Source organism: Streptomyces sp. KL2, assembly GCF_046529545.1.
Taxonomy (GTDB): domain Bacteria; phylum Actinomycetota; class Actinomycetes; order Streptomycetales; family Streptomycetaceae; genus Streptomyces; species Streptomyces radiopugnans.
Window position 1 is genome coordinate 456,436 of the sequence record NZ_CP127170.1, and the last position, 12,156, is coordinate 468,591.

Below are 12,156 nucleotides of genomic sequence, written 5' to 3' on the forward strand. Positions count from 1 at the left end.
TCCCGGACCGGCGACGGGACGCCGCGGGGCGCCGCGGGGCGCCGCGGGGCGTCACCGGGCTGGACCTGTGACGCCGCGCAGGTCCGGGCCCACTCCGAGGTGAAGACTCCCCCGGATGGCCTCTGACGTGCGGAAACCCGTCAGCGACGGGTTCTCGCGCGATCGTTGACGGATCGTCGGCCGGCCGATACCCCTGTGGGCAGTCCCGTGCCGCGCCACCGCGGCGTACCCGTCAGGAGGCCGTCTTGCCAGGAGCCGTTCCAGTCCGCCCGTCAGCTTCCCCGCCCGGTTCCGCCCGCCGGCGGCTGCGGGTGCTCACCGCGGCCTCGGTGGCCGCCCTGCTGCTGCCCCTCCTCCCGGCCACCGCCGACGCCGGCGGGCGGGAGCCGGATTCGCTGCAGGAGGCGTTCGCCCGCGCCGCCGACCGGTACCAGGTGCCCGAGAGCGTGCTGCTGGGGGTGTCGTACCTGCAGTCCCGCTGGGACGGCCACCGCGGCGCGCCCAGCGTCTCGGGCGGCTACGGACCCATGCACCTGACCGACGCGCGCACCGCCCTGGCCGAGGACCCGCACCACAGCCACGGCACGGAGGACCCGCGCGGCGACACCGCCCGGGGCACCAGGCAGGTCCACGACGCGGTGCCCGATCCCGCCGCGCTGCCCGCCCGGCTGCGCACCCTGGAGCGGGCGGCCGAGCTGACCGGGCTGGACGAGGAGGAACTGCGGCGGGACCCGGCGGCCAACGTCGCCGGCGGCGCGGCGCTGCTGGCCGCCGCCCAGAAGGAACTGGGCCTGCCGCTCAGCGACGACCCCGCCCAGTGGTACGGAGCCGTGGCGCGCTACCCGGGCTCCGGGGACGCGCGGGCGGCCGGGGTCTTCGCCGACGAGGTCTTCGACGTGCTCCGCGAGGGCGAGCGGCGCACCACCGACTCCGGCCAGCGCGTGGTGCTGGAGGGCGACCCGGACCTGGCCCCGGACACCGCGCAGCTGGACGGCCCGGACCTGCGTCCGGCGTCCTCCGGGAGCGACGGGCCGGTGGAGTGCCCGAGGTCCGTCTCGTGCGAGTGGCTCCCGGCGCCGTACGAGGAGTACACCAATCCCGACGGATCGCCGAACTACGGCAACCACGACAAGGCGGACCGGCCCGCGTCGCAGAAGATCGACTACATCGTGGTGCACGACACCGAGGCGACCTGGGACACCACCCTGCGGCTGGTGCGGAACCCGAAGTACGTCTCCTGGCACTACTCCCTGCGCGCCTCCGACGGCCACATCGCCCAGCACGTCCCCACCAGGGACGTGGGCTGGCACGCGGGCAACTGGTACGTCAACGCCAAGTCGATCGGGCTGGAGCACGAGGGCTTCCTGACCGCACCCGACGCCTGGTACACCGAGGCGATGTACCGCACCTCCGCGCGGCTGGTGCGGTACCTGGCCCACAGGCACGGCATCCCGCTGGACCGCCAGCACATCATCGGGCACGACAACGTGCCGGGCGTGACGTCCGCCAACATCCCCGGGATGCACACCGATCCGGGGCCGTACTGGGACTGGCAGCACTACTTCACGCTGCTGGGCGCGCCCTTCCACCCCACGGCCGCGCCTGACTCGGAGCTGGTGACCATCCGGCCCGACTACGAGAAGCACAAGCCGGTCTACACCCGGTGCGACGGCTCCGGGCAGCCCTGCCCTCCGCACGGTTCGGGCGCGGTGCGGCTGCACACCGGGCCCAGCGCCGACGCCCCGCTGGTGAAGGACGCCGGGCTGCGGCCGGGCGGCGGCGACTCCACCACCGGGGTCAACGACACCGGCGCCCGCGCCTCGACCGGCCAGCGGTACGCGGTGGCCGAGCGCCGGGGCGAGTGGACGGCGATCTGGTACCTCGGGCAGAAGGCGTGGTTCCACAACCCCGCCGACGCGCCGACCGCGGTGGGCTCCCGGGGCCTGGTCGTCACCCCGAGGGAGGGCGTGGAGTCGGTGCCCGTCTACGGCCGCGCCTACCCGGAGGCGTCCGCCTACCCCGAGGGGATCCCGGCCCAGGCGATCTCGCCGCTGCCGTACAAGGTGGGGGCGGGCCAGGCGTACGCGCTGGGGCTGCGGACGAAGGGCGAGTACTACTACGCCAGGACCTTCGACCCCGCGGGCCACGTGGTGGTCCGCGGCGAGGAGGAGTACTACCAGATCCAGCTCGGGCACCGGGTGGCCTTCGTCAGGGCCGCCGACGTCACGGTGCGGCCCGCCCTGCGGTGAGCTGACGGGCGGTCGCACGGCGTGGGGAGGGGCGCTGCGCAGCGCCCCTCCCCACGGTGTCCCTCATGTCCTCGGCCGTCCGCGCCGCCGGTGCGTCAGCGCCGGAACAGCTCCGCGGGCAGCGGCTTCAGCAACTGGTAGAGGTCCTCGGTGATCGGCCGGTCCCAGCTGGCGATGGTGACCAGCACGCCGTCGCTGCGGTCGAACTGGACGCATGAGATCCGGGTCTCCGAGCACAGGATCCGCCGCACGATCAGGAGGTTGTCGTCCAGCATCACCGGGCTCTCCTCCGTCCCGGTGACGGTGACCTCCTCGTCGTTCTCCAGCGCCGCCAGCAGCTGCGCGACCTCGAAGGGGACCTGTCCCTCGGCCGTCTCGCGGGCCGGGGAGCCCTCCGGCAGGTTCCCGATGACCATGGCCGGTCCGCGCCCGCCGAACAGGTCGTAGCGCAGGAAGACGCCCTGGCAGCTTCCGTCCGGCGCGGGCAGCAGTCCGGCTCCGAGGTTGCCCGGCCAGTCCCCCGGGTCCATGGCCAGCACGTCGAAGTCGGGTCCGGCGGGTGTGGCGGCGCTGCGGCGGCGGAGAAAGGACATGCGGCCATGGTACGGGCCCGGTACCGCCGCGGGGCTCCGGCCCGCGGCGCTCCCGCGGCGGGCGGCGGAGGGCGTACGCGGGTGCGAACCGGGTGCGGTGTTCCCGTCCGTCCCCGGTGGGGCACCGCTTCGGGCGGCGCCGCTTCCCCGCACTCCCCGTACGGGGCGGAGCACGGAGTGTCCCCGGCGCTCTTGACCGGCGACCGCCCCTGCCCAAGGGTGGTCCGGCGTATGCGCCGTCATCCTCACCGCCGCGCCCACCGCCCGCCAGGAGGCGTCATGTCCAGGACTGAGGCCGGTGCCGCCGGGGACACCGCCGGACGGGAGGGCCCGCCGCGGCGGACGGCCCGCCTGGAGACGCCCTTCCGCAGCGCCGCCGGTCCCGGTGCCGGGAAGGCCGGGCTCCGCACCCTGCGGTGGCTGCGGGACCTCGGGCTGTTTACCGGGGGAGCCGCGTTCGAGGAGTACGCCCTGCGGCCGGAGCGGGCGGTGGCCCGCTTCTGTCCACGGGCCTCGGACGAGGACCTGATGCCGGCCACCGACGTCAACGGCCGGTTCCTCGTCTTCGGCGACCGGTTCGGCGGCCCCCCGGGACGGCGGCCGCGGGACGTCGCCCGCCTCGTGGACCGCCCGGCCCGCGCCATGGATGGGCGGGAGCCGCCGGCCGGCGCCCCCGCGGGCCCGCTGGTCGAGGGCTTCTGCGGCCTGTGGCACCGGGTCAACGAGGGGATGCCGCCGGTGTGGCGGGACCGCTTCCGCCGGCACCGGCACGGCTGTCCGCCGGCCCGCCACCGGGAGGCGCTCAACCGCTCCGGGGACCGGCTGCCCACGGTGGGGGAGATCCCGGCGGCCCGGCGGCACACCGCCGGCACACAGCCCTGTCCGGATCCGGCCGAGCGCTTCGGCCGCCGCACCCTGCCGTCCGCGCTGCACGTCGGTCACCCGCTGAAGGGGATGCGGCGGCTCGCCGACGAGGTGGCGATCTTCGTCAACGGCATCGTCTCGCCGGACGAGGAGCCGGCCGCCGGCGACGTCGACGACACCGTCGTCCTCCTGCGGCACGGCACCGGCCGCCCGCTCCCGGACCGCGTACGGGAGATCCGCGCCGCCGCCGACGGGCGGGCCGCCCGCTTCCGGGGGCTCGCCGCGAGCCTGCCCGCCCTGCCGGAGGCCATGGGCGTGCCCGGGGAGACGCGGGCGCACGTGGAGGACTACGTCGACGGCATGCGCAACGTGATGCGGGGCGACCCCGACCGGTCCCCGGAGAGCCGGCGCTACGACGGCGCCGGGGTGGCCGCCGTCGGCGGCGGGCGCCTGCGCCCGTGGGCCGGCCCGCCGGACGAGGCAGTGCCGGAACGCGGGATCGGGGCCGCGGGTCCGGTGCGGCCGTGAGACGGGAGACGGACGGCGGGACGACGGTGAACCTCTGGCGCGCGGGCCTGACCCGCGTCCCCGAACAGGTGTGGGAGCACCGGGAGTCGCGTGTGCTGATCCTCGCGGACAACGCTCTCACCTCCCTCCCGCCGCGGATCGGCCGGATGCGGCGCCTGCGCACCCTCGACCTCGGCCACAACGCGCTCACCTCCCTCCCGGAGGAGATCGGGGAGCTGACGGGCCTGGACGGCTGCCTCTACCTCCACGACAACCGGCTCACCGCGCTGCCCCGCTCGCTGGGGCGGCTGCGCTCGCTGACGTATCTGAACGTCGGCGACAACCCGCTGGGCACGCTGCCCGAGGAGGTCGGCTGCATGGCGGGACTGGTGGAACTGCGCGCCCAGCGGTGCGGGCTGCGGGAGCTGCCCGCCTCACTCGGGCGGCTCACCGCGCTGCGGGAACTCTGGCTGCGCGGCAACGCCCTGGCCTCGCTGCCCGCCACCGTCCGCGGGCTGCGGGAGCTGCGGGAGCTGGAACTGCGCGAGAACGCCCTGACACGGGTGCCCGAGGCGCTGCGCGGCCTGTCGCGGCTGCGCCGCCTGGATCTGCGGGCCAACCGGCTGCGCACGGTTCCGGACTGGCTGGAGCGGGAGCTGCCCGCGCTGGAGAAGCTGGACCTGCGCTGGAACGGGGCGGCGGTCGAGCCGAAGCTGCTGGAGGGGCTGGAGCGGCGCGGCTGCGTGGTGCTCGGCTAGGCACGAGGACCGCCCGGGGCGCTCGTCCGCCGTGCCGCGGGGGTTGACTAATGGCACGCTCCGGAAGAAGGTTTCAGCGTTTTCCCGGTCCGTTGAAAGATATTTTCCCCAGGGGGCACGGTATGACAGATTCGGCACGGGATCGCGCACCGGGCCGGGCGCCCGCATCCGGCCCTGCCACGAGCGAGGGCATCGGCCGGCGGCAGCTCGGCCTCCGGGCCCTCGCGCTCGGCGGCGGCCTGGTCCTGGCCTCGGCGCCCGCCGCGGCGGCCCGCTCCCGGGGCGGGCACCCCTCCGCCGCCGGCCGCGCACCCGTCCTGCGCCGCGGCTCCGCACGGCGCGCCGGGCTGCTGGAGCCGCATCTGCGGCGGCTGGTGGAGGACGCGCGGACCTTCCTCGGCCCCTCCCCCGAGCACCCCTGGTACGCGGGCGCGGTCCTGCTGGCCGGGCGCGGCGGCACCGTCGCCCTCCGCGAGGCCATCGGCCACGCGGTGCGCTACTCGGCCTACGACGAGACCACCGGCACCGGCGTCGAACTCCCCGCCGGCGAACAGGTCCCCGCCACCCCGGAGACCGTCTACGACCTCGCCTCCGTCTCCAAGCTGTTCACCGCGATCCTGGCCGTGCGGCAGATCGAGCGCGGCGCACTGGAACTGGAGGGTACGGTCGCCTCCTACCTGCCGGAGTTCGGCGCGGCGGGCAAGGACGGGATCACCGTGCTGCACCTGCTCACCCACACCTCCGGGCTGGCCGCCTGGCTCCCGCTGTACGCCGAGCCCACCCGGGAGGACCGGCTGCGGCGGCTGTGGCGCGAGGCGCCCCTGAACCCGCCGGGCACGGTCTACCGCTACTCCGACCTGAACCTGATCACCCTCCAGCTCGTGCTGGAACGGATCACCGGCAAGGGGCTGGACACGCTGCTGCGCGAGGACGTCACCGGACCGCTGGGCATGCGGTGGACCCGCTACAACCCGCCCGCCTCCTGGAGACCGCGCATCGCCGCCACCGAGGACGCGCGCCGCCCCTGGTCGGGCCTGGACCGGGGCATGGTGCACGGCGAGGTGCACGACGAGAACGCGTACGCCTTCGGCGGCGTGGCCGGCCACGCCGGGGTCTTCTCCTGTGCCTGGGATCTGGCCGTGCTGTGCCGTGCCCTGCTGAACGGCGGCGCGTACGGCGACGCCCGCGTCCTGCGCCCGGAGTCGGTGGACCTGCTCTTCCGCGACTTCAACACCGCCTTCCCCGGCGACGAGCACGGTCTGGGGTTCGAGCTGTACCAGCACTGGTTCATGGGGGCCATGGCGACCCCCCGCACGGCCGGGCACACCGGCTTCACCGGCACCTGCCTGGTGCTGGACCCGACCACCGACACCTTCCTGGTGCTGCTGGGCAACTCCGTCCACCCGGTGCGCACCTGGCGCTCCGGCAGCGCACCGCGCGTGGCCGCCGCCAACCACCTGGCCCGGGCCGTGCCGGTGCGCCCGGCCGAGGGGCGCGAGGCCTGGTTCTCGGGGATGGCGAGCGGCGCCTCGGCCGTGCTCGCCCTGCCCGAGGTCGCGCTCGGCGACGGCGCGGAAGAGGGCGCGGACGGCGCGGGCGCCCGGCTGCGCTTCTCCGTGTGGTGGGACACCGAGCGCACCTTCGACGTCCTGCGCCTGGAGGCGTCCGGCGACGGCGGCGGCACATGGGAGCCGGTGCCGTTCACCACCTCCCGCCCCGGCCAGGCCCCGGTGGAGCGCCCGGAGGGGGCGCTGCACGGCTTCTCCGGGCGGGTCTGGCACCGGGCTCTGGCGGACCTGGGCGCCTGGCGCGGCCGGGCGGTGCGGCTGCGCTGGCGGTACACCACCGACGCCCGCTACGTGGGGCGTGGCGCGTACGTCGACGGGGTCCGGATCGAGGACGGCGGGCGCACGGTGTTCGACGGCTCGCGGCGCGGGGACGCCGGACGCGTGACGGCCGACGGCTGGTCGCTCTCGGCCGACTGACGCCCGGTCACCGCCGGACTCCGCCGGGCGGTCCGGCGTCCCGGCGGCCCCTCCGCCCGTCGGCCCTTCAGACGATGCGCACGGTGGCCAGGTCGGCGAGTCCCGAAACGGTGAGGACCGGGTCCAGCAGCGGCGGGGCGATCAGTTCCAGGCGGCCGGCGTGGGCGAACAGTGCCGCCAGCCCGGCGCTGTCCAGGTAGCCCACGGCGGTGAGGTCCACCACCAGCCGTCCGTCGCCGCCGGCGGCGGCCCGGTCCACCGAGGCCCGGAACTCACCGACGTTGCTCATGTCGATCTCGCCCTCGGCCACGAGGACCGGGGTGCCGTCGGGACGCCGCTGGTCGGTGAGCGTCAGAGGGGTGGTCAACGTGTGATCCTCACATGCATGTCTACGGTGGTTCCGGCGTCGTCGGTGACGATGTCGACCTGGTCCATGAGCGCGCGGATCAGGATCAGGCCGCGGCCGCGGTGGGCGTTGGCCTCGGGCCGCGGTGGCTTCCAGCTCCCGGAGTCGATGACGGTCAGGCGGAGGCCGTCCGCGGTGGCCGCGGCCCTCAGGCACACGGTACGGCCGGGATTGTGGCGGTGGCCGTGCTCGATGGCGTTGGCGCAGGCCTCCCCCGCCGCGACCAGGACCGCCTGCGTCAGGCGCGGGCCGGCGTCCAGGCGCCCCAGCCAGTCGCGCAGGGCGCCGCGGACACGGGCGAGCTGGGCGGAGTCTGCGGGGAAGGCCACTTCCAGGGGCGCGGGATGGCGGTAGAGCAACAGCGCCATGTCGTCGTCGTAGCCGCCGGCCGGTTCCAGGCCGGTCCGGATGGCGTCGGCCAGCTCCTCCAGGTCCGCGGCGCGCCCCCGCCGGGCGGCGGCCGAGGCCGCGGCGATGCCCGCGTGCAGCGGGCGGCTGCGCCGCTCGATCAGACCGTCGGTGTACAGCAGCAGGACGGAGGCCGGCGGCATGGTGCGCGTTCCCGTGGGCCGGGGGCGGCCCGGCTGCACCGCCAGGGGGATGGAGCGGCCCTGGTCGAGCAGTTCGGTGGCGCCGTCCGGATGGGTCAGGATGCCCGGGGGGTGGCCGGCGCTGCTGTAGGCCAGCCGGCCGGTCACGGGGTCGAGCACACCGCAGAAGACGGTGGCGCACGTCGCGCCGGGGATCAGGGCCGCGAACCGGTCGAGCGCGCTCAGCACCTGGGCCGGGTCGGCGAACTGCAGCAGCAGGGCCCGGCAGGCGCTGCGCAGCTGGCCCATGACGGTGGCGGCCTCCAGGCCGCGGCCGACGCAGTCGCCGACGACGATGCCGATACGGCCGTCGGGCAGCTCGACGGTGTCGTACCAGTCCCCGCCGACCTCCAGGGGCCGGGCTGCGGGTTCGTAGCGGACGGCGAACCCCCGCGGCAGGCGGTCGGGGCCCAGGATGGCCCGCTGGAGGGCCAGCGCGGTCTCGCGCTGCTGCTCGAAGGCGTGGACGCGTTGCAGCATCTGCCCGAGGTAACCGCCCAGCACGGCCAGCAGGGTGTGGTCCTCGGAGATGAAGGGCCGCTCCTCACTGGCCTCGACCCACAGCGCCAGCGGTCCGCCGGGATGTTCCAGGGTGATGCCGATTCCGGCCGGCCGGCCGGTGGCCACCGGGTGCAGGGGGTTGCGGCCGCGCAGGGCCTCGACGGCCTCGCGGGCCGGATCGCCCGGCTCCCCCCACGCGGTGCCGGGCACCGCGGCGACCAGCCGGGGCACCCGGTCCGGGCCGTCCCAGGTGACGGCCAGGGCGCGGGGGGCCCGCCACACCCCGCGCAGTTCGTCCAGCGCGGCCCGCAGGGCCTCGGGGACGCTCCCGGCCTCGGACAGCCGTACGCTCAGCGCCGCCAGGGCGGTCTCGCGCTGGGCGGTGAGGCGCTCGGCGGTGACGTCCCGGAAGGTGCCGACCACCATGCGCCTGCCGGTGTCGGGGTCGCGGACCTCGTTGAAGGAGGCGTACACCCACAGCCGGTGCCCGTCGCGGTGTTTGACGGGGGTGATGTAGCTGCCCTTCTCCTCGCCCACGACCTGGGCGAAGGCCTTCTCGATGGCCCGGTGGGCCTCGGGGTCGGTCTCCTCGTCCGGCCACCAGGGGTGCTTGGGCCGGTAGGGCAGGCCCTCCGGACCGTAGCCGAGGATGTCGGTGAAGGCGGAGTTGATCTCGACGACGGCGCCCTCCTCGTCGCAGACGAAGAACGCCTCCTGGAGCGAGTCGACCAGCGCGGTGCGCCACTGCGCGTGGTGGTTGCGCAGTCGTGACAGCTTCACCGCGGTCCGTACCCGTGCCAGCAGCTCCGCGGCGGAGAACGGCTTGACCAGATAGTCGTCGGCGCCCGCCTCCAGCCCCTCGATGGACGCCTCCTGGCCGGCCCGGGCCGACAGCAGCAGCACCGGCACCCCGGCGGTGCGGGAGTCGGCGCGCAGCGCCTCCACCAGCTCCAGGCCGCCCATCCGGGGCATCATCACATCGCTGACGACCATGTCGGGGGCGTCGGCGCGGACCGCCTCCAGTGCCTCCCGGCCGTCGGCGACCGTCGTCACCCGGTAGCCGGGGGCCAGGATCCGCTGGAGGTACTCGCGCATGTCGGCGTTGTCGTCGGCGACCAGCACCCGGGCCCGCGTCTCCCCGGGGACCGGCTGCGCGGACTCCGCCCGCCCGGCGGCCGGTTGTGCGGATTCCTCCGGTCCGGCCTCCCCGCCCCCCTCCGGCAGCCACCGCAGCGCCTCCTGGAGGTAGGGGTCGGCGGCGGAGGCCGGGAACGGTTCGGCGCCCCGTGCCACCGAACCGGCCGGCAGATGGGCCGACCCGAAGGGCACGCGGACGGTGAGGACGGTGCCCCCGCCCCCGGAGCTGTCGGCGGTGATCGTGCCGCCGTGCAGGCCGACCAGCTCCTTCACCAGCGCCAGTCCGATGCCGCTGCCCTCGTTCGAGCGCGCGCGGACGTTCTCGATGCGGTGGAAACGCTCGAACAGCCGCGGCAGCTCGTCCGGGGGCACCCCGATGCCGGTGTCGGACACCCGCAGCACCGCCTGCCCGTCCTCGGCGCGCAGCGTCACGCCGATGGAGCCGTCGAAGGTGAACTTCAGCGCGTTGCTCAGCAGGTTGAGGACCACCTTCTCCCACATGCCGCGGTCGACGTGGACCGGTTCGGGCAGCGCGGGGCAGTCCACCTCGAAGGCCAGACCGGCCCGTTCCACCGCCGAGCGGAAGACGCTGGCCAGTTCCGCGGTGACGGCCGCCAGGTCCACCGGCTCGAAGCGGGCCTGCATCCGCCCCGCTTCGATGCGGGAGAAGTCCAGCAGGGTGTTGACGAGCTTGCCCATGCGCAGCCCGTTGCGGCGGATGACCTCCAGCTCCTCGCGGACCTGCTCACCGGCTCCGGCCAGCTGCCCGCGCAGCTCCTCCAGCGGGCCCATGATCAGGGTGAGCGGGGTGCGGAACTCGTGGCTGATGTTGGAGAAGAACGCGGTCTTGGCGCGGTCCAGCTCGGCGAGTTCCTCGGCCCTGCGCTGCTGGACCTCGTACGCCACCGCCCCGTTGACCAGCGCGGCGGTCTGCCGGGCCACCAGGTCCAGGAAGGTCCGGTAGCTGTCGTCCAGCACGCGCCCGGCGCTGACGGCCAGGACGATCGCCCCGACCGGTCCCGTTCCGGTCTCGCCCGGCAGCGGCAGGACCACCGCCTGTGTGGGCGGCTTCTCCCACTCTCCGGACGGCAGCCGCCCGAACCGCCGCAGGACGTCCTCGACGACCACCGGCTCGCCGGTGGCCAGCACCTGCTCCAGCGGCCAGTCGCCGCGGCCGCCCGGCGGGCCGGGGGCGGTGCCGGGCGGGCTGACGGCGGCCGGGACCGGCTCGCCGCCGGGGCGTCGCAGGTAGACCGCGGCGAACGGCACGTCCCGCTGCGCGCGGCCCAGCACCCGGGCGACCAGCCGGCACGCCTCCCCCACGCTGCGGGCGGTGCCCGCATGGGCGCCCAGGTCCTGCAGCACGGCGAGCCGCCGCTCCCCCACGACACGCTCGGTGGTCTCGTTGCACGCGGTGAACACCCCGCGCACCCGGCCGTCCTCGTCGTGCAGGGGGCTGTAGGAGTAGGTCCAGTACGTCTCCTCCAGGTAGCCGTGCCGCTCCATCTTCAGCAGCAGGTCCTCCGACCAGGTGGCCTTTCCGGTCTCCGTCACCGACCGCAGCATCGGGCCGATGACGTCCCAGATCTCGCCCCACACCTGCCGGCCGGGCCGGGCCAGCGCGGGATGCTTGTTGCCCAGCAGGTGCTGGTAGGCGTCGTTGTACAGCAACCGCAGGTCATCGCCCCACCACAGGAACATGGGGTAGCGGGAGGTCAGGCAGATGCGGCAGGCCGTGCGCAGACTCGCCGGCCAGCCGGCCGGGTCGCCCATCGGGGTGCCCGCCCAGTCGAAGGCGCGCATCCGCTCGGCCATCTCGCTGTGCCCGGGGAAGAGCAGCTCCAGCGGCCCGGCCCCGTCGGCGTCGCCCATCGCCTCTGCCCTCCTCGCCCACCGCGCGTACCGGTGTTCCGCGGTCCCGCGTCACGGATGCGCATATCCACTGGTACGGCGACGATGCGCCGCAACCGGTCCCGTAGGATAAACGCGGCCGGCCACGGCCTGCGGCGCGGTCGGCCCGCGGGGTTCACTCGCCCCGTAAGCGGGCAGTCGATCAGCGTCCCGGCGGATCCGCGCCCCGGAGCGTTCCGTCTCCGGCCCCGGCGCCGTCCCGCCGCTCCGGCCGTGCCGGGGAACGACCGGACCGACCAGCGCGTACAGGAGAACGGGTGCCCGACCGAGATCTGACCGTCACGCTGCGCCCCCACCCCGCAGGTCCCTTTCTGCTGGAGGTGTCCGGCGAGCTGGACCACCACACCGCCGACAGGATGCGCGAGGCGCTGAACGAGCTGCCCCGCGACCGCGGGACCGCGGTCGTCATCGACCTGTCCGGCCTGGTCTACTGCGACTCCAGCGGCATCACCGTCCTGATCACGGCCTACCACCTCACCCAGTCCCTGGGCGGCAGCCTGGCGCTGGCCGGTCTGGACGACGACATCATGCGCGTCTTCGGGATCGTCGGACTGGATCAGATCTTCGCCTTCCACGACAGCGTCGAGGAGGCGGTGGCGGCCCTCGCCGGGTGATCCCGCCGGGTGGACCGGGACCACGGGCCGAAAGCGCGGAC

The 12,156-nt window shown here is 75.1% G+C and carries 8 protein-coding genes; 5 read left to right on the plus strand and 3 right to left on the minus strand.

Annotated features, from left to right (window positions below):
* Window positions 1–245: 245 nt before the first annotated feature.
* Window positions 246–2,249 carry an N-acetylmuramoyl-L-alanine amidase gene (locus QPK52_RS02095; protein ID WP_410535176.1) on the plus strand — a complete coding sequence of 668 codons (2,004 nt, stop codon included), beginning with the start codon at window positions 246–248 and terminating at the stop codon, window positions 2,247–2,249.
* 95 nt (window positions 2,250–2,344) lie between these two features.
* Here the strand turns inward: QPK52_RS02095 and QPK52_RS02100 are convergent, their stop codons facing one another.
* Entirely contained in the window at window positions 2,345–2,842 is a 498-nt protein-coding gene (locus QPK52_RS02100; protein WP_410535177.1) for a hypothetical protein, read from the minus strand.
* Between the two features lie 279 nt (window positions 2,843–3,121).
* Between QPK52_RS02100 and QPK52_RS02105 the strand changes: the two genes are divergently transcribed.
* The 3 genes from QPK52_RS02105 (at window position 3,122) to QPK52_RS02115 (ending at window position 6,956) form a co-directional block, all read left to right on the plus strand.
* Complete coding sequence (locus QPK52_RS02105; protein ID WP_410535178.1) at window positions 3,122–4,234, plus strand: terpene synthase family protein; 1,113 nt, start codon at window positions 3,122–3,124, stop codon at window positions 4,232–4,234.
* A 26-nt stretch (window positions 4,235–4,260) separates the two neighbouring features.
* Complete coding sequence (locus QPK52_RS02110) at window positions 4,261–4,971, plus strand: leucine-rich repeat domain-containing protein (protein ID WP_410540162.1); 711 nt, start codon at window positions 4,261–4,263, stop codon at window positions 4,969–4,971.
* 122 nt (window positions 4,972–5,093) lie between these two features.
* Window positions 5,094–6,956 (plus strand): serine hydrolase, encoded by a 1,863-nt coding sequence (locus tag QPK52_RS02115; RefSeq protein ID WP_410535179.1) that lies wholly within the window; start codon window positions 5,094–5,096, stop codon window positions 6,954–6,956.
* Window positions 6,957–7,023: 67 nt separating this feature from the next.
* Here QPK52_RS02115 and QPK52_RS02120 read toward each other — a convergent pair whose 3' ends face one another.
* On the minus strand, window positions 7,024–7,323 hold the full coding sequence (locus QPK52_RS02120) for an STAS domain-containing protein (RefSeq protein WP_410535180.1): 300 nt from the start codon (window positions 7,321–7,323) through the stop codon (window positions 7,024–7,026).
* Window positions 7,320–11,462: a SpoIIE family protein phosphatase gene (locus QPK52_RS02125; RefSeq protein WP_410535182.1), complete on the minus strand. Its 4,143-nt coding sequence runs from the start codon at window positions 11,460–11,462 to the stop codon at window positions 7,320–7,322. The genes QPK52_RS02120 and QPK52_RS02125 overlap by 4 nt, the downstream gene beginning before the upstream one ends.
* A 296-nt stretch (window positions 11,463–11,758) precedes the next feature.
* On the opposite strand from QPK52_RS02125, the gene QPK52_RS02130 reads away from it, so the two are divergent.
* Entirely contained in the window at window positions 11,759–12,115 is a 357-nt protein-coding gene (locus QPK52_RS02130; RefSeq protein WP_410535183.1) for an STAS domain-containing protein, read from the plus strand.
* Window positions 12,116–12,156: the final 41 nt, after the last annotated feature.

What these genes read in the sequence shown, in the direction of transcription:
- QPK52_RS02100 (WP_410535177.1), bottom strand. Translation starts at nt 2,842, where the DNA reads ATGTCCTTTCTCCGCCGCCGCAGCGCCGCCACACCCGCCGGACCCGAC.
- QPK52_RS02105 (WP_410535178.1), top strand. Translation starts at nt 3,122, where the DNA reads ATGTCCAGGACTGAGGCCGGTGCCGCCGGGGACACCGCCGGACGGGAG.
- QPK52_RS02115 (WP_410535179.1), top strand. Translation starts at nt 5,094, where the DNA reads ATGACAGATTCGGCACGGGATCGCGCACCGGGCCGGGCGCCCGCATCC.
- QPK52_RS02125 (WP_410535182.1), bottom strand. Translation starts at nt 11,462, where the DNA reads ATGGGCGACGCCGACGGGGCCGGGCCGCTGGAGCTGCTCTTCCCCGGG.